Annotated in this window: 20 protein-coding genes and 1 other RNA gene; 10 read left to right on the top strand and 11 right to left on the bottom strand. The window is 55.9% G+C overall.

The window, feature by feature from the left end; translation table 11 throughout:
• The first annotated feature begins 112 nt into the window (after positions 1 to 112).
• Positions 113 to 3,313 carry an isoleucine--tRNA ligase gene (gene ileS, locus E3E28_RS04955; protein WP_167914271.1) on the top strand — a complete coding sequence of 1,067 codons (3,201 nt, stop codon included), beginning with the start codon at positions 113 to 115 and terminating at the stop codon, positions 3,311 to 3,313.
• Between the two features lie 37 nt (positions 3,314 to 3,350).
• On the opposite strand, the gene E3E28_RS04950 is transcribed toward ileS, so the two are convergent.
• Entirely contained in the window at positions 3,351 to 4,130 is a 780-nt protein-coding gene (locus E3E28_RS04950; RefSeq protein ID WP_167914270.1) for a hypothetical protein, read from the bottom strand.
• A gap of 114 nt (positions 4,131 to 4,244) precedes the next feature.
• Positions 4,245 to 5,330, bottom strand: a complete 1,086-nt coding sequence (locus E3E28_RS04945; protein ID WP_167915218.1) for a radical SAM protein — start codon at positions 5,328 to 5,330, stop codon at positions 4,245 to 4,247.
• Positions 5,331 to 5,397: 67 nt separating this feature from the next.
• On the opposite strand from E3E28_RS04945, the gene E3E28_RS04940 reads away from it, so the two are divergent.
• Positions 5,398 to 5,760, top strand: coding sequence for a ribonuclease P protein component 2 (locus E3E28_RS04940; RefSeq protein ID WP_167915217.1), 363 nt, complete (start codon positions 5,398 to 5,400; stop codon positions 5,758 to 5,760).
• Here the strand turns inward: E3E28_RS04940 and E3E28_RS04935 are convergent.
• Positions 5,757 to 7,103 (bottom strand): glycogen synthase, encoded by a 1,347-nt coding sequence (locus tag E3E28_RS04935; protein ID WP_167915216.1) that lies wholly within the window; start codon positions 7,101 to 7,103, stop codon positions 5,757 to 5,759. The genes E3E28_RS04940 and E3E28_RS04935 overlap by 4 nt on opposite strands.
• A gap of 5 nt (positions 7,104 to 7,108) precedes the next feature.
• A complete protein-coding gene (locus E3E28_RS04930) occupies positions 7,109 to 8,134 on the bottom strand; it encodes a TrmB family transcriptional regulator (RefSeq protein ID WP_167914269.1) in 1,026 nt (341 codons plus the stop codon).
• A 132-nt stretch (positions 8,135 to 8,266) separates the two neighbouring features.
• Between E3E28_RS04930 and E3E28_RS04925 the strand changes: the two genes are divergently transcribed.
• The gene (locus E3E28_RS04925; RefSeq protein WP_167914268.1) at positions 8,267 to 8,665 is read left to right on the top strand and encodes a UPF0146 family protein; all 399 of its coding nucleotides are present in this window, start codon (positions 8,267 to 8,269) and stop codon (positions 8,663 to 8,665) included.
• A 22-nt stretch (positions 8,666 to 8,687) separates the two neighbouring features.
• The gene (gene glmM / locus E3E28_RS04920; RefSeq protein WP_167914267.1) at positions 8,688 to 10,058 is read left to right on the top strand and encodes a phosphoglucosamine mutase; all 1,371 of its coding nucleotides are present in this window, start codon (positions 8,688 to 8,690) and stop codon (positions 10,056 to 10,058) included.
• Here glmM and E3E28_RS04915 read toward each other — a convergent pair.
• Complete coding sequence (locus tag E3E28_RS04915; protein WP_167914266.1) at positions 10,027 to 10,842, bottom strand: MBL fold metallo-hydrolase; 816 nt, start codon at positions 10,840 to 10,842, stop codon at positions 10,027 to 10,029. The two genes, glmM and E3E28_RS04915, sit on opposite strands and share 32 nt — an antisense overlap.
• A 106-nt stretch (positions 10,843 to 10,948) precedes the next feature.
• Here E3E28_RS04915 and E3E28_RS04910 point away from each other — a divergent pair, with 106 nt between their 5' ends.
• Both E3E28_RS04910 and E3E28_RS04905 read left to right on the top strand, forming a co-directional pair.
• Positions 10,949 to 12,211, top strand: coding sequence for a M20 family metallo-hydrolase (locus E3E28_RS04910; protein WP_167915215.1), 1,263 nt, complete (start codon positions 10,949 to 10,951; stop codon positions 12,209 to 12,211).
• Positions 12,212 to 12,247: 36 nt separating this feature from the next.
• Positions 12,248 to 12,991 carry an RlmF-related methyltransferase gene (locus tag E3E28_RS04905; protein WP_167914265.1) on the top strand — a complete coding sequence of 248 codons (744 nt, stop codon included), beginning with the start codon at positions 12,248 to 12,250 and terminating at the stop codon, positions 12,989 to 12,991.
• Between the two features lie 89 nt (positions 12,992 to 13,080).
• Here the strand turns inward: E3E28_RS04905 and E3E28_RS04900 are convergent, their stop codons facing one another.
• Complete coding sequence (locus E3E28_RS04900; protein ID WP_167915213.1) at positions 13,081 to 14,271, bottom strand: class I SAM-dependent rRNA methyltransferase; 1,191 nt, start codon at positions 14,269 to 14,271, stop codon at positions 13,081 to 13,083.
• Positions 14,272 to 14,365: 94 nt separating this feature from the next.
• Here E3E28_RS04900 and E3E28_RS04895 point away from each other — a divergent pair, with 94 nt between their 5' ends.
• Positions 14,366 to 14,674, top strand: a complete 309-nt coding sequence (locus E3E28_RS04895; RefSeq protein ID WP_167915214.1) for a DUF5748 family protein — start codon at positions 14,366 to 14,368, stop codon at positions 14,672 to 14,674.
• A gap of 4 nt (positions 14,675 to 14,678) precedes the next feature.
• Here the strand turns inward: E3E28_RS04895 and E3E28_RS04890 are convergent, their stop codons facing one another.
• From E3E28_RS04890 to E3E28_RS04880, 3 genes are all read right to left on the bottom strand, one after another.
• Positions 14,679 to 15,803, bottom strand: a complete 1,125-nt coding sequence (locus E3E28_RS04890) for a tripartite tricarboxylate transporter permease (RefSeq protein WP_167914264.1) — start codon at positions 15,801 to 15,803, stop codon at positions 14,679 to 14,681.
• Positions 15,782 to 16,912, bottom strand: a complete 1,131-nt coding sequence (locus tag E3E28_RS04885; protein WP_240921653.1) for a hypothetical protein — start codon at positions 16,910 to 16,912, stop codon at positions 15,782 to 15,784. Before E3E28_RS04885 ends, E3E28_RS04890 begins: the two co-directional genes overlap by 22 nt.
• Positions 16,913 to 16,986: 74 nt before the next feature.
• The gene (locus E3E28_RS04880; protein WP_167914262.1) at positions 16,987 to 17,739 is read right to left on the bottom strand and encodes an ATPase domain-containing protein; all 753 of its coding nucleotides are present in this window, start codon (positions 17,737 to 17,739) and stop codon (positions 16,987 to 16,989) included.
• A gap of 209 nt (positions 17,740 to 17,948) precedes the next feature.
• Between E3E28_RS04880 and priL the strand changes: the two genes are divergently transcribed.
• The 3 genes from priL to E3E28_RS04865 are packed head-to-tail and all read left to right on the top strand — an operon-like array spanning position 17,949 to position 21,026.
• Positions 17,949 to 19,157 carry a DNA primase large subunit PriL gene (gene priL, locus E3E28_RS04875; RefSeq protein WP_167914261.1) on the top strand — a complete coding sequence of 403 codons (1,209 nt, stop codon included), beginning with the start codon at positions 17,949 to 17,951 and terminating at the stop codon, positions 19,155 to 19,157.
• Positions 19,150 to 20,184, top strand: coding sequence for a DNA primase catalytic subunit PriS (priS, locus tag E3E28_RS04870; RefSeq protein WP_167914260.1), 1,035 nt, complete (start codon positions 19,150 to 19,152; stop codon positions 20,182 to 20,184). Before priL ends, priS begins: the two co-directional genes overlap by 8 nt.
• Complete coding sequence (locus E3E28_RS04865) at positions 20,181 to 21,026, top strand: DMT family transporter (protein WP_167914259.1); 846 nt, start codon at positions 20,181 to 20,183, stop codon at positions 21,024 to 21,026. Before priS ends, E3E28_RS04865 begins: the two co-directional genes overlap by 4 nt.
• Here the strand turns inward: E3E28_RS04865 and rnpB are convergent.
• Together rnpB and E3E28_RS04855 are read right to left on the bottom strand one after the other, a co-directional pair.
• Positions 21,012 to 21,334, bottom strand: an RNA gene (rnpB, locus tag E3E28_RS04860) — RNase P RNA component. The genes E3E28_RS04865 and rnpB overlap by 15 nt on opposite strands.
• A gap of 37 nt (positions 21,335 to 21,371) precedes the next feature.
• Positions 21,372 to 22,991, bottom strand: a complete 1,620-nt coding sequence (locus tag E3E28_RS04855) for a hypothetical protein (protein WP_167914258.1) — start codon at positions 22,989 to 22,991, stop codon at positions 21,372 to 21,374.
• Positions 22,992 to 23,010 lie beyond the last annotated feature (19 nt).

The following is a 23,010-nucleotide window of genomic DNA, read 5'->3' as shown; positions in this document are numbered from 1 at the left end:
ATTCTGGCCCGATACCCATGAGGGGGGAGTGTTTTATCCTTCGCTCCGCCCGTTTCGAGGCTTGAGCCCTCTTCTGGGTTAGCATTAACTATCACTTCTGGAGGGTTCTGGGATGATTAAGGAGCCGGAGTTTAGGGAATACAACCCAGGCAAGCTGGAGGAGAAGATAGAGGCCTTTTGGAAGGAGAACGACACCTACGAGAAGGTCAAGGCCAGCAGGGCAAACGGCCCGAAGTACTACTTCCTCGACGGACCGCCGTACGTGAGCGGTGCGATACACCTTGGAACGGCCTGGAACAAGATAATCAAGGACATGATAATCCGTTTTAGGACTATGCAGGGCTACAACGTTCGCAGACAGCCGGGCTTCGACATGCACGGCCTGCCGATAGAGGTCAAGGTCGAGCAGGCCCTCGGGCTCAAAACCAAGAAGGACATCGAGACCGAGATAGGCGTTGACAACTTCATCAAGAAGTGTAAGGAGTTCGCCCTCAACAACCTCAAGGTCATGACCGAACAGTTCAAGATGCTCGGAATCTGGATGGACTGGGACAACCCCTACATGACGATAAAGAACGAGTACATCGAATCGGGCTGGTTTACCCTCAAGAAAGCCTGGGAGAAGGGGCTTTTGGAGAAGGACAAGCGCGTTCTCCACTGGTGCCCGCGCTGTGAGACCGCTCTGGCCGAGCACGAGGTTCGCGGTGAGTACAAGGTCAGGAAGGACCCGAGCATCTACGTCAAGTTCCCGGTCGAGGGTAAGGAGAACGAGTACCTCCTCATCTGGACGACAACGCCCTGGACGCTTCCCGCCAACTTAGCCGTTACCGTTCACCCCGAGTACGACTACGCGAAGGTCAGGGTCGAGACAGAGAACGGCGAGGAGTACTGGATAATCGCGAAGGCCCTCGTCGAGCGCGTTCTGAGCGAGGTCGGGGTCAAGGGCGAGGTAGTCGAGGAGTTCAAGGGCGAGGAGCTTGAGGGAGTAAGATACGTTCACGTCCTCATGGACGAGTATCCGAGGCAAAAGGAGTTCCGCGAGAGGTACGAGTGGGCTCACCGCGTAATCCTCGGCGAGCACGTCACGCTTGAGGACGGTACCGGACTGGTTCACACCGCGCCGGGCCACGGTGAGGAGGACTTCGAGGTCGGGCAGAAGTACGGTCTGCCCGTTTACAGCCCGGTGGACGACCAGGGTCGCTACACCGAGGGCAGGTGGAAGGGCGTCTATGTAAAGGACGCTGACCCAGAGATAATAGAGCACCTCAAGGAGAAGGGCTACCTCGTGAAGGCCGGAACAATAGAGCACAAGTATCCGCACTGCTGGCGCTGTAAGACCCCACTCATATTCCGCGCCACAGACCAGTGGTTCCTCAAGGTCAGCAAGGTGAAGGACAAGATAATCAAGGAGAACGACGAGAAGGTCACCTGGTATCCAGACTGGGTGAAGGTGCGCTACGACAACGGCGTTATGAACTCGGGCGACTGGGTCATAAGCAGACAGCGCTACTGGGGAATACCGCTCCCGATATGGCAGAGCGAGGACAGCGAGATATACGTCGTTGGAAGCTTTGAGGAGCTTGTCAAGCTCGCCGTTGCGATAGAGGTTAACGGCGAGAGAATAGAGCTTCCGGAAAACTACGAGGAGAAGCTCAAAGTCATAGAGGAGAAGCTTGGCCCAGAAGATTTGCACAGGCCCTACGTCGATGCCTTCATCATAAAGGTCAACGGCAAGGAGATGCGCCGTGTCAAGGACGTCGTTGACGTCTGGTTTGACAGCGGAATAGCGAGCTGGGCTTCCCTTGATTACCCGCGCAACAAGGAGCTCTTCGAGAAGCTCTGGCCGGCTGACTTCATAGTCGAGGGCGAAGACCAGGTTACGAAGTGGTTCTACTCCCAGCAGGCCGCCAGCGTTATAGCCTTCGACACCGTCCCCTACAGAAAGGTGGCCATGCACGGCTACGTTTTGGATGAGAAGGGCGACAAGATGAGCAAGAGCCTCGGCAACATCATAAGGCCCGAGGAAGTCGTCCAGAGGGAAGGCAGAGACCCCTTCAGGTTCTACATGCTCTGGGCCACCAACCCCTGGGAGAACCTCCGCTTCAGCTGGAAGGGCCTGGCTCAGGTCAAGAGGATGCTCAACATACTCTGGAACGTTTACGTGCTCAGCGCCACCTACATGAGCCTTGACAACTTCGACCCGACGAAGCTCAAGCCCGAGGAGCTTCCGTTCCGCGAAGAGGACAGGTGGATACTCAGCAGGGTGAACGGGCTCATAAAGGACGTGGAGGAGGGAATAGAGACCTTCAGGCTGACGAAAGCGACGAGAGCGATATACAACTTCGTCGTCGAGGACCTGAGCAGGTGGTACGTTCGCCTAATCAGGAAGCGCATGTGGGTTGAAGGCGACGACCCGGACAAGCTGGCCTCGTACTACACCGTCTGGAAGGTCTTCGACGTCCTTCTCAGGTTAATGGCCCCGTTTACCCCGTACATAGCCGAGGAGATATACCAGAACATGCTCAGGCCGTTCCTCGGCGTGGAGAGCGTCCACATGCTCGACTGGCCGAAGCCCGACGAGAATGCCATAGACGAGGAGCTCGAGCGCGAGATGGAGGCTGTTAGGAAGATAGTCGAGGCCGGCTCCTCAGCGAGGCAGAGGGCCAGGATAAAGCTCCGCTACCCGGTCAGGAGGATAATCGTCGAGACCGAGGACGAGACGGTAAAGAAAGCCGTTGAGAGGCTTAACAGAATCCTGCGCGACCAGCTCAACGCCAAAGAAGTGGTCGTCGGGAAGGTCGAGCGCGAGCTCGTCATCAAGCCCAACTTCGCGAAAGTTGGCCCGGAGTTCAAGGGCGACGCAAAGCTCGTGATAGCCTGGATAAACGAGCACGGAAGGGAGCTCTACGAGGCCGGCGAGATGGACGTGGAAATCGATGGCAAGACCTTCCACCTCACGAGGGAGCACCTGACCATCGAGGAGAAACTGCCTGACTTCTTTGTCAGCGAAGAGTTCGAGGGAGGAAGGGTTTTCGTGGACAAGACCCTCACCAGAGAGCTCCTCGCCGAGGGCCTCGCCAGGGAGTTCGTCAGGAGGATACAGGAGATGCGCAAGCGCCTTGACCTCGACGTGAACGACAGAATCGTCGTCACCATAGAGACCACCGACGAGAACCGCGAACTGCTCGAAGAGAACCTCGACTACATAAAGAAGGAAACCAGGGCGACCGAGGTGGTCTTCGGCGAGGCGAAGGGCTACGTCGTCGAGTGGTCAGAGGTTCAGGCGAAGATAGGGATTGAGAAGGTGGAGTGAGAAAGTTTACCTTTTTTTCCAAACTCTTTTTTCAAGTCTAACCGAAAACAATTCTCCATGCAATCCAAAGCTGAAGGACCACGATGACTGTCAGCGCCAGAGCGGTCAGTTTCCGAGATTTCCTCGGAAGATAGAGGCCGGTTATACTGAACAGAAAGTTTAGGCCTGAAAGCTCAAGGAGCAAGCTTACCAGCTCCGTTTTTCTTCCAAAGGCAATCATCTTCCCAATGAAATCATCACCCGCCGGATAGTTTGAATGGAGCGCTATGAGCCTGACAGCGACGAGGATTGCCGTGTAGATGAGGTTCTGCTTTATGGGAATCTCAATCAAAAATCCCCTGTCCGGTTCCCTCCCGGTAAAGAGCCTGTAAAGGGAGTAGGGGAAGATAATAACCCAGATAAACATCGAGATGAGAAAAACGAAGAAGGCGAAGATTACAGCAAACATCGCTATTCCGCTGAGAAGTCCCATTATCGGGTCTCCAGTCGCCAGAAGGGCCCAGGAAAAGATACCCCAGAATATAAGGGCGTCGCCGACGATATTGAAAACCTCCTTCGGAAGGTAGAGCCTGCCGTGGGTTTTCTCGATTATCTCGGGCAATCTTCTGATGTCTTCACGCGAGTAGCCGTAGCGTTCGAGTGCCTTACCGACGAAGTGAAGCGCCACGAGGAGGAAGGGAATGAGAAGGAGGAAAACCGCGAAGAGGTTCACGGCGTTTAGGCCTTCCCTCAGTGGGGGAATGATAAGCCAGAGGGCAACCCAAAAGACGACGATGAACGCCCATGGGAGGAGGTAGTCTCTAACAAAGACCCGCATGGCCGTTAATATTCCCGGGGGTAAATAACCTTTTCGAAGCCCTTACAACCTATGCCCCCGTAAGTCACTTACGCCCCCATAAGTAACAACTCAAAAGAGTAACGAAGGAGAAATTCAGAGCAACGGAATCCTCTCGACCTCAATCCGGTCGAAGGTTGGGTACTCCTCCACGATGAAGAACCTCACGTCGCCTTCGATGGCCTCGGCCAGCTCTAAAGCCACCTCCTCGGGCATCTCAATTCTGCCCCTCTCGCGGTTGATGTGGAGCCACTCCTCCGGAACCTCTGCCTCGCTGACGAGGAACTCGTAAAGCTCGTCGAGGTCGTCGTATTCGGCAATTCCGAAGCGGAGCGTTCCGTCCTCGGTGATTTCCATGTATGGCTTTGCAACGTTCCTCGCCATTCTCCGCAACCGGTTCCTGAGCTGGATGGCGTCCTTGAGCTTCGCGGTGCAGAGGTGGTAGCTCAGCGAAGTATTTTCTTCACCCCACTCGAGGAGTTTGAGTCCAAGTTCGAGCGAACCCTTTATAGCCGAGCTCTCGTCGCTTATTGGCCTGTAACCTCTGTCGAGGAGGTTTCTGAGGTTCGTCTCGCTGAACTCCAGCTCGTTCACGTTGAGGAACTTCGCGCCGAGGTTGTCGAGGAATTCGGCGTACCACTTCATTCTCTCGAACTGACCCGGGACGGAGGGAATCTCCCCGCCGACGTCCCAGTCAAAGTCGAAGGCGTTCTTTATGTTCTCGATTTCTACTTTGAAGAGCTTCGAGTTCGGGTTGAAGATGTCCGGATGAAAGCGTATCTCATCTAAGCCCGCATCGTAGAGCTTCTCAAGGTTCTTCTTGGTCGCTAAAGCACCTGTCGTGTAGAGGTGAACGTGAAAGTCCTCGCCAAAGTTCTCCTTGAGGGCGCGTATGTATTGAACCGTTCTGTCGAGCCTCGCGAGGGGGTCCCCGCCGGTGACGCCCGCGCCTTTTGCCTCCTGAATCATCGCTTCCTCGATGACGTCATCAACGCTCTTAACGGGTCTCTCGTTGGCGTAAACGACATCTTCCCTCCTCCAGGGGCTCAGCGGGCAGTAGAAGCAATCCCTCGGGCACTTCCCAGTGGTGAAGAGGACGAGCTTCTCACCTCTAACGCAGAGCTGACAGCCCTTCGGAAGTTCCCTCACGGCGTACGAGAAGTAAGGGGTCTCCCATACCATAGCCCTCGCCAACCCTAACCTGAGGGCAGGCCTTAAAAACGTTGGCGGGCAAAGTTGTCCGATGCCTATGAGGGAGAAGCCGAAGTACCTGCCCCCGACGCTCCGCGAGAAGCACCGCTACATAGCATTCCAGCTGATTGGGGAGAGGCCCTTCCGGAAGGACGAAGTCAAGAGGGCGATATGGGAGGCGAGCCTCTCAACGCTCGGAGTCCTCGGCTCGGCCAAAGCAAAGCCCTGGTTCATACGCTTCGATGAGAAAAGCCAAACCGGAATCGTTCGGGCTGATAGAAAGCACGTTGAGGAATTGCGCTTTGCTCTAACCCTCGTGACGGAGATAAACGGCTCAAGGGCAATCTTCCGGACGCTCGGAGTTTCAGGGACGATAAAAAGGTTGAAGAGGAAGTTTTTAGCCGAATTCGGCTGGCGTTAGAGCAGGAAGGGCATCGCCTTGTCCACTGCTCCTTTGTAAACGAGCAGGTAGCGCCTGCAGGCCTTCTCCCAGGTGAAGTCCCTTCTCGCGCGCCTTTTGGCGTTCTCGCGGAGCCTCGCGAGGGTTCCCTCGTCGAGCTCTTTAGCCGAAACCATGGCCCTCGCGAGGGCAAAGGCGTCTCTCGGCGGGACGAGGATTCCGGTGGCGTTCTCAGGGTCGGTGTTGATGTCTATTATCGTGTCCTTGAGTCCCCCGACGGCGCTCGCTATTGGAATCGCCCCAAGGCACATCGCCTCAAGCTGAACCAATCCAAAGGGCTCGAAGTAAGAGGGAATCACCACGAAATCAACGGAGCCGTAGAGTTCTCTAACGGTTACCCTCGGCAGGACGTCGGTGATTACCCTGACGTTCTCCGGGAAGCGGTTCTCAACGGCCCTGGCCCAGGCCTCCAATCCCGGGTCGCCCTTGCCGACGATGATGAAGCGCATCTCCTTAAAGGAGGGGTCGCCGGAGAGTATCTCTATCGCCCTGAGGAGCGTGTCAACGCCCTTCTGGGCCCTGTCGAAGCGACCGATGAACATGAAGGCCTTTCCGTCGCTCAAACCAAAGCGCTCAAGGATTAGCCTTCTCCGCTCCTCCCGGGGTTTATCGGCGTTCTCAAGGAGTTCCTCGCTCCAGAAGGAGCAGTCTATGCCGTTGAAGACGTGCGTCACCTTGCCGTCGAAGTTCCTGAAGAAGTCCCATTCCTCGAGGAGGTAGCTTTTGCTAACGGTCGTTACCGCGTCGGCTACGTAGCAGGCGGTGTGCTCGGGGTCTATCTCGGGGTAAGGCGCGAGCTCGCCCAGGTTGGCCTCGTGGAAGTAGCCCGCAGGAATCCTGGCCTTGTTGAGCCTGTGAACTGTGAAAACGGTCCTAAACTCGAAGTACTTCTTCAAAAGCCCGAGGGCAAAGACGGTGTGCCAGTCGTGGGCGTGGATGACGTCGGGCTTGAAACCCTCGATGATGTGGTTAAGCAGACCTGCCGAAGCTTTTCCGAAGAGGACTGCCTTCCTAAGGAGGGTCTCCCAGTCCGGGTAGACGTCGGTGTTGAGAACGTCGCCGGAGAGCGTGTAAACCGTGACCCCGTTCTGCTCCCGCTTTCTGGCGGTTATCTCGACGGTTCTGCCCTCGAAGGAGAGCCTGAATGTGAGAAACGGCTCGCCGAGGGTCCGTCCGTGGTCGGGGGTGAAGACGATTACCTCGTTGCCGAGCTCGACTAGACCTTCAGCTATGCTCGTAACGGCCTCCGCCAGACCGCCAACCTTAACGGGCAGGTACTCGAAGGAGAGTATGAGGACGCGCATAGGCATCACTCAAGGAGTATGAACTTCTCGCCCTCGACGTCCTCGACGTAACTGCTTATTCCGCCGACCTTCCAGCGGTTGCCACCGGCCTCGATTGTGACGTTTGCAACCAGCGGGGTGTACTCGTAGTCAACAATCTTCCCGTGGAGCTCCACCGGCTCCCTCGTATCGACGAGCTTTCCAACGATTTCGGCCTCCCTCGGAAGGCCAACGTGCCTGAGTATCGTGATGAGGGTCCTGACGTTCACGAGCGTCAGGGGCTTTGAGAGGGCCTCGTAGTTGATGGGCTTAACAACCTCGCTGTTGTCGAAGTAAATCGTGTAGAACCAGTGCATGTACTGGAAGACGGCCCTCGGGCTCTTGGCCCAGAAGGAGTAGAACTTCTCCCGCCTCTTGTCCTTGGGAATCGCGCCGAAGAATATCGAGTAGTCCGCGTCGCCGATTATCCAGCTCGCCATGAGCCAGGGGGCACCGCCGGTTCTCGCAAGGAGTATGTTGTCCGCCTTGAGCCAGTTGGGGATTTCATCGGGCAGGTTGGTGATTATCACGAAGATTACGTCCTTTCTGGCCTTTATGTCCCGTCTGAGAAGCTCAAGGAACTCGTAGGGCGTGTTGATTAGAACCTCGTAGCGGGCGGTCCTTATTATGTGCTGAACCCTCTCGAGGGTGTTGTCGAAGCCGAGAATCGTCCATATCTCGGGCAACTCCTGGCCGTGGGTCTGTTTGTAGAGCTCGACGAACGCCTCCTTGAGCTTCTCGATGTCCTCGATGAACTCCTCCTTTATGCGCTCGAGGACGACCTCAGGATTAACCGGACGGTAGAGCCTCGGAGTCCCGTGCATAACGTCAACGAAGCCCTTCCTGTGGAGCGAGCTGAGGACGTCGTAGACCCTCGTGTGTGGAATTCCGCTCTCCTTGGTTATGTCGGTGGCCTTGCTCGGGCCGAGCTTGAGAAGGGTTATGTACGCTAAGCTCTCGTACTTCGTGAGTCCGAGCTTCTGGAGCTTCTCAATGATTTCCTCCTCCCTCATTTTACTTCCCCCTGTCTTTCACTAACGATAGTTTATTCATCTTTAGTGGTATATGGTCACGGTAGGTGTATAAAACTTTTGGCTTCAAACCTTTTTTAAGGAACGTGCAGGAGGTGGAAACGGTGCTAAAACATGCTCGAAACCCTCGCCGATTTCATAGCACAGAACTTCCCGCAGGGAAAGGCGGTTGAGCTTGGCATAGGCTTCCAGACGAAGGTAGCCTTGAGGCTGAGCGAGCTCGGTTACGACGTTCTGGCGATAGACTGGAACGAAAAGGTAGTTGAGAACGCGAGGAGAGCCGGCATAAAAGCGGTCCGCGACGACCTCTTTGAGCCAAGGCTCGAACTTTACAGGGACGCGGTCGTTCTCTACTCCGTGAGGCCAACGCCCGAGATAATGAAGCCAATAGTCGAGCTAAGCAAAAAGACAGGCGTTCCCCTCGTGATTCTGCCCCTGAGCGGTGACTCCGTGCCCAAACAGATGAGGCTCGTGAACTACAAAGGACTGGCGATATACGTTTATAAGCCGTGAGCGAACTAAAGCCGGTGGTGGTATGAGACTCTTCGGCACCGCGGGGATTCGGGGAAGGCTCTGGGAGAAGGTAACTCCCGAGCTCGCATTGAAGGTCGGAATGGCCGTTGGAACCTACAGGAGCGGAAAAGCGGTCGTCGCGAGGGACGGGAGGACCTCAAGCATCATGCTCAAGAACGCTCTGATAAGCGGTCTGCTCGCGAGCGGAATGGAGGTTTTAGATGCCGATTTGATTCCGACTCCGGCTCTGGCGTGGGCAACGAGGGAGCACGGCGACGCGGGAGTTATGATTACCGCGAGCCACAATCCTCCGACCGACAACGGGATAAAGGTCTTCAACGGCGACGGGACCGAGTTCTACGTGGAACAGGAGAGGGAGCTTGAGGAGATAATCTTCTCAGGGAACTTCAAAAAAGCGGAGTGGAACGAGATTAAAACGGTTAAACCCCTTGACGTTATAGACGACTACATTGGAGCTGTTCTCGACTTCGTAAACCACGAGACGGGCCTTAAAGTCCTCTACGACGGGGCCAACGGCTCTGGGAGCGTTTTAGCGCCTTACCTGCTCCGCGAGATGGGGGCGAGAGTGATAAGCGTGAACGCCCACGTCGACGGCCACTTCCCCGGAAGAAAACCGGAGCCTCGCTATGAAAACATCGCCTACCTCGGGGAGCTGGTTAGAGAACTCGGCGTTGATTTGGCAATAGCACAGGACGGCGACGCCGACAGGATAGCGGTCTTCGACGAGAAAGGTAATTACGTTGACGAGGACACGGTAATAGCGCTCTTCGCCAGGCACTACGTCGAAGAAAACGGCGGGGGAACGGTTGTTACGTCGATAAACACCGGGTCAAGAATAGACGAGGTGGTTGAAAAGGCCGGGGGAAAGGTCGTTAGAGTCCCACTCGGCCAGCCCCACGACGGCATAAAGAAATATGGAGCCATCTTCGCCGGCGAACCCTGGAAGCTTGTGCACCCGAGGTTCGGCAACTGGATTGACAGCTTCGTGACGATGGCGCTCCTGATTAAGATGATTGACGAAGCTGGAAGTCTCTCAAAGCTCGTCTCGGAGATTCCGGTCTATTACCTGAGGAAGGAAAACGTCCCGTGCCCGGACGAACTCAAGGGGAAGGTCATCGAGAAGGCCAGAGAAGGGCTTGAGAAGGCCTTAGGGGAGGAAATCAAGGAAATCCTTACGATTTCGGGCTACCGCTTCCAGCTGAGGGACGGCTCGTGGGTTCTTGTCAGGCCGAGCGGGACGGAGCCGAAGATTCGCGTCGTCGTCGAGGGGCCGAGCGAGAAGAGAAGGGACGAGCTCTTCGAGCTGGCCTACAGAACGGTTGCAAAAGAAGTGGAAAAGTTCAAACAAAGCGTGCGGGCCTCAAAGTCCTGACTGCTATTTCCCTTTTGTCTATCATGACCTTGAAGCCCTCCTTGGCGACGTAGGTCTTGACGCCCGTTACCGTTTCGATGTATTTTGCCTCCTTATAGGGGTTGGCGAAGTGCATCTTCATGCCGATGTGGCTCATTACCAGTACTTCGGGCTTTTTCTCCATGCTCTTGAGCATCTCAACGGCATCGTCGGTGCTGAGGTGGTAAGGAATTCCCATGTCCCTCGGTCTCGTTATTGCCGCTATGAGAACCCTCGCCCCGTCGTGCCACTCTATCAGGCCGTCGAAGTAGGCCGTGTCCGGGATGTAGGAGATGTCGCCGTAGGCGGTCTTCATGCGGAAGCCGATGGTTGTGGGGTCCGAGTGCTGGCTCGGGGTTATGAGGAACTCCTCCTCGCCTATCGCTATCTTGTTGCCCGGCTCTGGCGTGTGGACGCTCTCAAGGACCTCAATGTGGTACTTGCTTATCGCGGGTGTATGAGTCTCGTCGCCGTAGACGACGCTCTTCGAAGCTATGAGCACTCCCCTCTTCTTGAGCGCACCGCCGGTCATGGCCTCGACCATAACCTCGAGGTCGTTGCAGTGGTCAACGTGCCTGTGGGAGACGAAGATTGCATCTAATCTTCTCGGGTCGAGCTTGTAGCGCCAGCTCCTGACGAGCGCTCCCGGTCCCGGGTCGACGTAAACGTTCCTGCTCGCCCTTATGTGGAATCCCCCCGTGGAGCGGAACTGGGTTATTGTGATGAACCTCCCGCCCCCGCTCCCGAGGAAGGTTATCTCTATCACTCACTCACCTCCGTATCCTCTGCGGACGGTAGGGTTTGGACGGTGGGGTATATAAGCGCTCCGAAACCGGTTTAAGCTCCGGGGAGAAGTAGTGGCGGTGGTTCTAATGGAATTCGAAGGGGTTCTGAAGGAAGTAGAGAACCTTAGGGACGAGATGGTAGAGACGCTCGTCGAGCTGATTAAGATTCCGGCCATAAGCCCCGACTACGGCTACGAGGGGGAGTACGACAAGGCGCAGAAGCTACTTGAGATAATCAAAGACTGGTCCTTCGATAAGGTCGAGGTCTACAACGCCCCGGACGAGAGGGCCAAGAACAGGGTCAGGCCGAACATATTGGCCTATTACTACGGCGAGAAAGGCGAGGAGAGCGAAAGGCTTTGGATTCTCACGCACATCGACGTCGTTCCGCCTGGAGACCTGAGCAAGTGGACCGTTACAGAGCCCTTCAAACCGGTCGTCAAGGACGGCAAGGTCTACGGGCGCGGAAGCGAGGACAACGGGCAGAGTTTGGTTGCTTCGCTCTACGCGGTGAAGGCCATGATGAACCTCGGAATAAGGCCGAAGAGAACCGTCATTCTGGCCTTCGTCAGCGACGAGGAAACAGGGAGCAAGTACGGAATCGGGTGGCTGATGAAGGAGCACCCAGAGCTGTTCAGAGAAGACGACCTCGTTCTCGTCCCGGACGGCGGAAACGAGGACGGAACGTTCATAGAGGTTGCCGAAAAGGGAATCCTCTGGTTCAAGCTCAGGGTCAAGGGTCAGCAGGTGCACGCGAGCATGCCGGACAAAGGTTTAAACGCGCACCGCGTTGCACTCGATTTGGCCTACAACCTCGACAAAAGGCTTCACGAGAAGTACAGCGAGAGGGACGAACTCTTTGACCCGCCGGAGAGTACCTTCGAGCCCACGAGGGGAGGGAACCCGGTCGACAGCCCCAACATAATTCCCGGCGAGCACGAGGTCGTTTTCGACTGCAGGGTTCTGCCAAGGTACAGCCTCGACGATATCCTCAGGGACGTCGAAGATGTCGCGGAGGAAGTTAAGAAGAGGCACAGGAAGGAGCTTGACGGAAAGGTTCTCCCCGAAATCGAGGTGGAGGTCCTCCAGAGGGGCGACCCGGCACCGCCGACGGACCCAAACAGTGAGATAGTGAAGCTCCTGAAGGAGGCGATAAAGGAGCTACGCGGAAAGGAAGCAAGGGTTGGTGGCATAGGCGGTGGAACCTTCGCGGCGTTCTTCAGGAGAAAGGGAATTCCGGCCGTCGTCTGGGCGACGCTCGACGAAACTGCCCACCAGCCGAATGAATACGCGAAGATTGACAACATGGTCGAGGACGCCAAGGTCATGGCCTACCTCGCCCTGCGCTGAGCGAAAGCCTTTTCTTTTCGGTTTCCACCTCTTTCCATGCCCCTCTGGAAGGACGGAAAACTCGGACTGCCTGTGAGGGAAGCGGTAAAGCTCTTTCCGGAGCTGGAAAACTACGTGGACGAGCGCGGGAGGCTCGACTTCTCGAACAGAAAAGCCAGAATACTCTACAACAGAGCCATAGCAAAGGCCCTCTTCGGGCTGGAGATAGAATACCACCCGCGCGGTCTCGTAACGCCCCCGATATCGCGCTACCTCTTCCTGAAGACGTTTTTGAGGGGCGGAGAAAAGGTTCTGGAGATTGGAACCGGGCACACCGCCATGATGGCGCTTATGGCTGAGAGGCTCTTCAACTGCGAGGTAACGGCCACAGAGCTGGACGATGAGTTCTTCGAGTACGCGGGGAGGAACGTCGAGCGTAACGGCACAAAGGTCAGGCTAATCAAGAGCGACGGGGGAATAATCAGGGGAGTAATTCCCGAGGGAGAGCGCTTCGACGTCATCTTCTCGGCTCCCCCATACTACGAGAGGCCGACGAGGGGCGTTTTAACGGAGAGGGAAGGCGTTGGCGGTGGGAAGTACGGCGAGGCCTTCTCGGTGAAACTTATTGAGGAAGCGAGGGACTACCTACGGCCCGGCGGAAGGGTGGCCCTTTTCCTGCCCGACAAGGAGGAGCTGATAAGGGTTATAGCCGAGAAGGGAGAAAAGCTGGGCTACTCGGTGAGAGACGTCCGCTTTAAAGCTGGGACGCGGTGGAGGCATAGTTTGATACTCGGGCTGTGAAGAAGAAAAGCGAAGGGACTCGGACCGTGGGCGTCTCAGCACTCACGCCGGTCTCAGTGGAGGTGCTTTCTCGTCATCGTCCCCGAGTTTCAGCGCATATCCTCAACGTAGAGGAAGAGACACTTAAGGTATTCGGTGTCCTTCGAGGCCATGAGTATCGGGTGGTCCGGGGCCTGGGTTCTGTAGGGCTCGAGCATCTTGAGGAACTTGCCGGCTTTTGCCCCAGCGGCGATGACCATGTCCTTGAACGTCTGCATGTCAACGTGCTGGGAGCAGGAGCAGGTGACGAGGATTCCGCCTTCCTTAACGAGCTTCAAGCCGGCGTAGTTCACGTTGAAGTACGCTCTAAGCCCGCGCTGGAGGTCCTTTTCGTGCTGGACGAAGGCAGGGGGGTCGAGGATAACTATGTCGAACTTCTCGCCCTTCCTGAGCATCTCCTCCATAACGGGGAATGCGGAACCGGCGATGAACTTCATTTTATCTTCAACACCGTTGAGCCTGGCGTTCTCCTTGGCGGTTTCAATTGCCCGTGGGGACTTGTCAACGGCAACCACTTCCTCGGCCCCGGCAACCGCCGCGTGTATCGCGAAGCCACCGGTGTAGGTGAAGACGTCGAGAACCCTCATTCCCGGCTTGACGTACTTCTCCAGAGCTATCCTGTTCTCGCGCTGGTCGAGGAAGAAGCCCGTCTTCTGACCGCGCATGTCGACGATGAACTTGGCCTTTCCCTCCTCTATTATCGTCCTGTACTTCTCCTTACCGAGGAGAACGCGCTCTATCTCGGGCAGTCCTTCCCTTCTCCTCGAGCGCCCAGTGTTCTTCTCGAAGACGGTCTCTATCTCAGGCTCGACCTCCATTATCACCTCGGCCAAATCGAGCTTAAACTTCTCCATGCCAACGCTCGAAATCTGAAGCGAGGCTATCTCGTTGAAGCGGTCGACTATTAAGCCCGGTAGATAGTCTGCCTCGCCGTAGACCATTCTGTAAGCCTTGTCGTAGCCGAGAACCTTCTTCCTGTACTCGTTAGCCTTCCTAATCCTCTCCTTGAAGAGCTCCTTCGTTATCGGGGTGTCTTTATCTTTGATGAGCAGGCGAACCATTATGTTCGAGTTGGGGTTGACGAAGCCCCTGCCGAGGAACTTCCCTCCCCTTGTGTAGACCTCGACTATGTCTCCGGGCTCGAAGTCACCCTCGGTTCTCACGACACCTTTCTTGAAGACTATCATCGCGCCCTTCCCTATGGCCCTCGCCGCCTGGGCGTCAACGATTACCCTCGCCATTCTCACCACCGGAGGGGTTAGAGAAGGGGGTTTAAAAACCTGCCCGGCGATAGGTATTTAACCCCCGGAGCCCTATATTAGAGCGGTGGTTTCTATGCACTTCGACGTTGTAAAGGAGTTCTTGGAAGAGATTGGCGCCGACTGGATTGAGCTCGACGGCGAAATCCACCTCGAGCCCGAGGTCTTCTACGAGGTTTGGAAATACATCGGCCAGCCCGAGCTGAAGACCTACGTCGTTGAGGACGAGGTCGTCGAGCCAGGCTCCTACGACCCGCCCGAGATGAAGTACACCGACGTCAAGAAGATTAAGGTCAAGAAGGTGTACTTCGAGACCCTCGACGGCAAGAGAATCGTGACGGATTACTCCGAGTTCCAGAGGATTATGAAGGAGAAGTCCGCCTGACGTTTCATCTTAGCAGGACCGGGAGCATCAGGGAGCCCATGCAGTTGGTCCTCTTCACCCCGAGGATAACGGCCAGATAGCCAACAATCGATGAAGCCGTCAGCGCGAGCAGGCCCGGAAGGCCGTCGAAGATGAAGGCCAGGAGAATCAGAAACGCCAGAACGGCGAGGTTGATAAACCGGTACGGGAGCCTCGAAAGGGCCCCCGCCAGAAGCTCAGCAAGGGGCTCGCCGTAAATGAGAACTGCAAGGCCCACAAAGAGCGCAACGATGAAGAACGCCGGGAGGGCTTTGACACCCAAGGGCTCCATCAGCGTCACCACTCCGTTTCTTTCCCTTCCCGTTGTGAGGAAGTTGATGAAGGCGAAGAGGAAGTTGGCGGTGTTAACGGAGTAGACGATTGCCAGGAACGAGCGCTCGTCCCGAGAGATAAACGAGCCAAGCAGAGCCGCCTGCGATGCCGTGAAGGCAGGGAGGAGGGAAGCCAGCATACCGAAGAGCGTCCCCATGAAAGAGAACAGGGCGAGCCTTTTGGGAGTAATCTCAAGCTCAGGACTGCCGGGCTCTACTCTCCTGGTCCCAGCCAGGAGGGAGGAGACTATGACAGGAACGCCGAAGAGTCCTGTGAAGAGCGCATAGAAAGGCTCATTCAGCGGGAGTGAGAGAATAAAAAGGCCAAGAAGCCCGGAGAGGAGAATTATGAAGAGCGCATAAATCTTTTTCACGCCCCTCTCGGTAAAGACGAGGAGAAGGATTAGGAGCAGGACGGTGAGCTTTCCAAAGGCCGGCCTGTAGCGGGGAGCGAGGCGGATGTAGAGGGGAACCAGGGGGAGGAAGAAGAGAACCGCCAGAAAGCTCGCGATGAGCGCTATCCTGACGACTTCAAGGCCCTTACCTCTGAGCACGAGCCTGTGAGCCGGCAAAACGCCGAGGGCCGTTCCTTCGTCTGGAACGCCGAGAAAGGTTGAAGGGATTACATCGAGGAACGTATGCGTTAGTCCCATCGCAAAGAGAGCTACCGCGCTCAGGCCGAAACCGCGGAGCATTGAAGCCAAAGTGTTCACGTGGATTCCGGGAGTTATTCCCGTGAAAGTGCCGAGCAGGAGGCCTAACAGTGCTTCCCGGAGCAAAGGTCCTCACCCGATTGAACTTCAAACGCCGGCTTTCCCCTGTAGGTCGTGAAGAAGCCGTAGGCGGTTACGCTCTCGTTTTCCATCAGGGAAACACCGAGCCTCGATGGGAGCTTAAGGAGAACGGAACAGGTGCCGTTGGTGATGTTGGCTATTCCAAAGCCGTTCCTGTAAACCTTTACCCAGGTGACTTTTCCAGAGATTCTCGCGAAGGAGCCATCTTCAAAGGAGCAGATGCCGTTGGGCAACTCTTCCCGGGGTTTCGTGACGGAACAGTCCAGGCAGAACAGGCTGGATTTTCTTCTCAGGGCCTCGAAACGAACCGTATCGCCGGTTCTCGCGCTGAAGCCGTAGAGCCTTAAGCCCGTGCAGTTGAGCTTCAGGTAGCGGGAGGTACTTTTGATAACGAGACACTCACCGGTGGCTATCTCCCCAGTTTCCGCCAGATTGATGGATTTTTTCTCTGCAGGCCCAAGGACCTTAACGTCGTTGACGGAACCGACGTAGAGGGTAATCGTCGAGTAAAGTCTCGCAACGCCGAGGACTCTGACGCGAAGGCTCGGTCTGAGGGAAAGGTCGTGGGGGAGGTAAACCCTGAACTCCTCGCTCCCGTTCCAGACCGTTGCGGGGTTTCCGCCGTAGATGACAACGCCCTCGAGGGGGTAGGGCATGCCGTTTTTGGGTTCCTTCAAATAGCCGAGCTCTTCAACATTGAGGGGATAGAACTTCGAGCCGTAGGTCAGGCCCTCAAGCCTCACGAGGCTTCCCTTGGAGGCGTTGATTGGATAGGCGAGGCGGACCCTCGAAGGAGTGAGCAGAATCGGACCGTTGGAGTACCGGTAGGCCCCTTCAATAATTTCTAAGGGAAACGTCACGTTTGCAGGGACTACCGTGGAGACGTCCATCCAGAGACCGCGGTTGGTTGTCCTGAGCCTGCCCTCGACGGTGTAGGCCTTTCCAAGTTCGAGGGGCCTTCCGAGTGCTACCGTGACCGTGCCGTTGTAGAGGACGGAGAGGGAGCCGGAAGAATAAACGCAAAGGCCCGTGAAGGAGTCTTTTTCCGGGGAGTAACGGCTAAGCGCAAGGGAAACGAACAGGAGTGATGACAACAAAACAATTATCAATAATCGTTTTTGAACCATCGAAAATAGTAAAAGCGGAGGGCCTTAAAAAATTTTGGGTGTCAGTAGATTTCCCCGCTCGGGTAAACGACTATGCCCTCTTCGGTTATCTCGAAGGGGTACTTTTTCATCGAGTGCCTGGTCTCACGCATCTTCCTGATTAAGAGATAGCGCTTGAGTTCAACCTCCCTCTCGATGAAGTCGAGCAGAATGACGCCCCTGGAGATGTACTCCTCGACGCCGTACCTGCTGATTTTGCCCCTGCTCGGGTCGGGGGCCTCGGTCGTGAGGATTGACGTGACGCCCATCTCAAGGAGTATCGTGTTGAGCTGGAGGAGCATCTCCCGGATTTCCTCTTCCTTCTTGAGGCGGAAGGCTATGGATGGAATCGAGTCTATGACAAGCCTCTTGGCGTTGATTGCCTTAACAACGCGGTAGACGTACCTCAAGAAGTCCTCGGCGTTAAGGTTTCCCTCAAGAACGTACTGCTCCTCCGAGGGAAGCCCCACGACGGCACTGACGCCGTCCACAATGGCTATCTTGCCCTCACGCTCGTACTGCTCTATGTCCCATCCAAAGGTCCTCATCTCCCTCCTGAGGTCCTGCGCTCTCTCCTCGAGGGTGACTATTACTCCGGGTTCATCGTAGAGCTCAACACCCTTGTAAACGAACTGAACCGCGAACGTTGTCTTACCGCTTCCGGTGGGACCGGTTACAAGGACCGTGGTTCCCTCGGGGAATCCTCCCTCAACGAGGTCGTCAAAACCGGGAATCCCGGTCTTGACCCTGCGAACTTGCCACACCTCTCTGGTCATACGAATCACCGTGATGGCTGTTGGGGATAGCCCTTAGTTTACCCGCTATAGCTAATTGATGGTTTGTGGATATAAAACTTTTGGAAGATAACGGAACTAAAGTCCCCTTTGATGGAAGATTTACAACGGTTTACTTATTAAACCTCTAAGGAACACCCCGGGGCGGAAACGTTTTATTGAAAACGGTGAAGTGGGAACAAGGTGAAACCATGCCAGACCCCTTTGGAAGGGAGGCGCAGGAACTAATAAGGCGTGAATTTGGCGATGTTTTAACGCTCCTCGAGAGAATTCCATCAAGCATAGGCCCAGATGAAGCCCTCTCACTTGTCAGGTGGATGCTCAAATCAAAGGAACCCCCCGAGGAACTCCTAACCGTTGACACACTCGAAGAACTCAGAGACCTTTTCAGATTCTACGCCCTCCTCGGGGCGCTGGCTTTCTCTCCCTATGGCATCGAGGCCGAGTTCGTGAAGAAAGCAGCTGCGAAGCTCTACCGCGCGAGAATAGAGAGGAAAGGCTCGCTGGAGGGGAGCCTTCTGAAGATTGAACCGGCCGAGGGAATACCCGACAGGGACAGAAAGATACTGGAAAGGGCGATGGACAAAAGCCTGCCAGAGGAGGAGAGAGAAAAGCTCAAGCTGAAGTACAGAATGCACCTGAGCGAGTTCCTCGAGCTCTGGGAGGGGTCGCTGAAAGAGGTTTACGTAAGGAAAGGATACGCCTACCTCCGCTGGGACGAGGCGTTAAAGCTCTGGGAGATGGCCTTTGAGAGGCGCTTCGATAAAGCCGTCAGCCTTCTTGCTGACGTCAGGGAGGAACTTCCCGAATTCTACGAGGAGCTTAAGGAGAAGCTCGAGGAGCTGGCGAACGAGTACTTTAAGGAGAGGCTCGAGAAACTCGGAAAGGTTGGCGCGAAGCCACTCCGCTTCGACCTCTTCCCACCGTGCGTTAAGGAAGCCCTCAAGGGTGTCCCGGCCGGAATGAGGAACTACGCGATTACAGTTCTCCTAACGAGCTTCCTGAGCTACGCGCGCATCTGTCCAAATCCACCGAGGAAGGACGTCCGCGTTAAGGACTGCGTAAGTGACTTAAGGGTCATCGAGGAGGAGATTCTGCCGGTTATAATCGAGGCAGGCAACCGCTGTAAGCCACCGCTCTTCGAAGACCAGCCCCACGAGATTAAGAACATCTGGTACCACCTTGGCTTCGGCTTAACCGATAAGCCAGCGCTCGAGGACAGTGGGAACTCGACGTGGTACTTCCCGCCGAACTGCGACAAGATAAGGGCCAACGCTCCCCAGTTATGCAAGCCGGACAGGTACTGCAGGGGAGTCAAGAACCCGCTGACGTACTATCTGAGAAGGCTCGCGGGGGAGGAGCGGAGCGAAACCGGTGAAAGGGGTGAGGAAAGTGGCTGAACTGCTCAGAGAGGTCAGCCGGGAGGAGCGGGAGCTCTACTATAAAGGCGAGTGGAAGGCCGAGAGGATTCCGAAGTTCATCATTGATAGCCTCGAAAAGCGCGAGTTCGGCTTTGACCACACCGGAGAGGGGCCGAGCGACAGGAAGAACGTATTCGCCGACGTTAGAGATTTGGAGGACTACGTTAAGGCCACCTCCCCCTACGCAATCTACACCTCCGTTGCTCTCTACCACGAACCGGCCCAGATGGAGGGATGGCTTGGAGCGGAGCTCGTCTTCGACATAGACGCGAAAGATTTGCCTCTCAGGAGGTGCATGGACAGGCACCCGAGCGGGCAGGTGTGTCCAATCTGTCTGGAGGACGCGAAGGAACTCGCGAGGGACACGCTGGTGGTTCTCAAGGAGGACTTCGGCTTCGAGAACGTCCACGTGGTTTACTCTGGCAGGGGCTACCACATAAGGGTTCTCGACGAATGGGCGTTGAGGCTCGACGCCAAGGCCAGGGAGAAAATTTTAGCCTACATCAGCGCCTCGGAGGAAGTAACCTACGAGGACGTGATGAGCAGGAGGATTATGCTGTCGAGTGGCTACTTCAGGGTGTTTAGGCTTCGCTTCGGCTACTTCATAAAGAGGGCCAACGAGAACCACCTGATAAGCGCCGGGATAAAGAAGGGACTGGCTAGGAGAATTCTGAGCGATGAAAACCGGGAGAGAATCGTCAGGAGCTTCGTCGAGAGGGGTTTACTCGCCTCTTTCCCGAGCGGAGTCGGTTACAAAACGCTGATAAGGCTCTTCTCGATATCGAGCACCTTCTCCAAGGCCTACTTCGACGGGCGCGTTACGGTCGATGTAAAGAGAATCCTCCGCCTGCCGTCGAGCCTGCACTCCAAGGTCGGGCTGATAACGACCTACATCGGCCCCGATGAGGGGAAACTTGAAAAGTTCAACCCCTTCAGGGACGCCGTCCCGGAGTTCAGGAAGGAGGAAGTCGAGGAAGCGTACGAGGAGTGGGAGAGCTCGCTATGAACAGGGGAAAGGTCCAGATAGCGCTCGCGATGCTTATATGGGGGAGCGTCGGAATATTCGGCAGGCTCTCGGGGCTTTCGGGTCTAGGGGTAGCCTTCGCGAGGGTCTCGCTTGGAGCCCTCGTCCTCCTCCCAATCCTCAACTTCAGGGGAAAGCTCGGAAACGCTTTGAGAGAGCTTAGAGAGAGGCCATATCACCTGCTCGCGCTCGGGACTGCGTTAGCCTTAAACTGGGTCTTCCTCTTCACGGCCTTCAACTACACCACCATAGCGAACGCGGTTCTCGTTTACTACACCGCCCCTGTTCTGGCGACGCTGATTTCGTGGCGCTTCCTCAACGAAAGGCTCGACGCGGGAAAGGTTCTGAGCCTTGCGATAGCCTTCACAGGACTGCTCCTCATAGCGTCTTCCCAGAGAATCAGCCTCTCCGACAGGGACTTCACAGGAATCGTATTCGCGTTCTTAGGGGCGCTCTTCTACGCCCTGATTCCAAACCTCGGCAGGTTCCTGAGGGGCGTTGACGGCGAAAGCTTGACCTTCCTCCAGCTGGCGATAGCTTCCGTCGTTTTAATCCCTTTTGTGGCCGTTGAAAACGTTGGGAGCCCGGTCTGGTGGGCGATAGCGGTTCTCGTTTTAGTCCACACGGTTTTAGCTCTCTACCTCTACATGGACGGGCTGAAGAAGGTTGAAGTCAAGGACGCCTCTTTGTTGAGCTACCTCGACCCGCTGAGCGCGATAGTCTACGCGTTCCTGGTCTTTGGAGAGGTGCCGGGAGTTAGAACCGTTATAGGTGGCGCCCTAATTCTGCTCGCTTCAGCTATTGATTTGGCGAGGGGGTCGTAGCCCGCCTTCTGTGTCAAGGGGGGCATTCGACTGAGCGGCCTACCACGGGGCTCGCACCGGGAACTCATCGCCCCAGCGTCGGCCTTGCACCCCGCGGGACGGCCGTTTCACCGCATCCCCCGGGATTGTCTGCGGGTTAGCTCGGTGCCCGTCGCCGAGCCCTTCGCGCGCGTCATTCACATCTCCCGGGGGCCGTGTCGTTTCTGCGCCGTTGCCCTCCCTCTCGGGAGGTGCCTTACGGCACCGCGGCCCCGGTGCGGTGGGCGGAACTTCCTCGGGAGTGCCCCGAGAGCCCCCGACCCCCTCGCCGTAAGGAAGTAGAAAAGGGAGAATAAAAAGGTTTGGTCACTTCTTTTTGGGCAGGGAGTCCCTTTCATGGAACTTCGGCGGTTTCGGCCTCTTGAACCTCCCGAGGGGTGAGCGACGCTTCGGAGCTTTCCGGGTTCTCCTCTTCTTGGGCTGGTTCTGATAGTAGAACACCAACGCAACGGCCACTATGATGAGTATCACAACAACGGGCCACCAGGGGAAGCCCCCATTGCCGGTTCCGCCTGTTGTGGATGTGGTGTTCGATTCAGGAACCGTTGTTGCGGATGATGTAGCGGATGGGGACGGCTTAGGCTTTGGCGCCGGAACCCAGAGGCTACCTTCCTTGACGCTGACCCTTCCAAGGGCGTTGAGCTTGAAGGAGTATGTAACGTTTACGCCCTTTGGAACGTTAAACTTGAAGGAGAGCTCCTTTTTACCAGGGGGTATCGTCACATCGAGTACGTCGGAATAGAGAGAAGTCCCGTTGGCGAGAACCCTGTATTCAAGCGTCCCACTAACAGTCTCGGGAGTCGGGTTCAGGAGCAGTGCATTAACCTCAAGCGTCGAGTTCAGTAGCTTTGCACTCAGGGAGCCTATTGAAGGGGGAGCGTAAACGGTGTAGTGAACGGTATCGTTTCCTCCGGAGCGACCGTGAACAGATAGACCAATGACTGCAGATACATTTCCTGGCTCGGAGGTAGGAAGGGATAGCTGAACCACACTTGTGCCAGGGGAGAGTGCTACCTCCTTGGTTTTTGTGGCGAAGGGTTTTGTGCCGTTGACCACCGCAACGCAGGAAATCGTGGCGTTGATTTTCCTTTCAGAAATGAGGGTAACGTACGCCTTCAGGGTATCGTTGAGCAGGACGCTTTCCTTCTCAACCGAGACTCCAACGAGCCTGACGCCAAGGGAAACCGTGAGTTTCTTGGTGTAGGTATACTCCTGGTTGCCGTATGAAACGCGGTATATGAGGGTATAGTTCCCCTCCGGATAGTCCCATCCGACGGGCAGGGAGAGCCTTATCAGGGTGTCCCCCGGGGAAATGGTCACGTTTTTGGAAACAACGGAATAGTCCCTGTCCCCACTGCGAAGGGCTGAGAAAACATTAACAGTAACGTTGAAGTGGCCAATGTTAATCACGTGAGAGTAAACGGTAACGCTCTCCCCGAGGAAGACGTAGGGGACATCCCCTCGGCCGGGAACGTAGGAGTATGCACTCGTAAAGGTCAGGGGAGACGCGAGAACCTCAACGGGAACCTTGGCCTTCAGTATGTAAACGTCTCCGGAGTAGGTCGCTATGAATCGAAGGTAGAGGGTGTAGTTGCCAGGAAGGACGTCGTCTGACACCGTCAGGTTGTATTTTACCGTCTTGTTCTGTCCCCTGCCCCAGTTGGGAAAGACCCTCGGGAACATCGTGAAGTTGAATCCCTCGACGCGGTTTCCATTGGAGTCCTCGACCCAGAAGCTTTGATAACTAACAACGGAATAAACGACGCCGGCGTTGTTCGTTAGCAGAAGGGTACCACTGCTGTAATCGCCTTTCACGACGGTTATCGAGCCCGTCACTGAGATTGTCCCGAACTGGGCGCTGGTAAACGGAAGGAACATCGAAACGAGTATGAGCGCAATGAGCAGGAGTGCCCGTCTCACAATCACCACCCCAGATAATAAGGCG

The sequence above is a fragment of the Thermococcus sp. 21S9 genome (assembly GCF_012027635.1).
In the GTDB taxonomy this organism is placed as follows: domain Archaea; phylum Methanobacteriota_B; class Thermococci; order Thermococcales; family Thermococcaceae; genus Thermococcus.
This window is presented reverse-complemented; position numbering and strand designations above follow the sequence as displayed.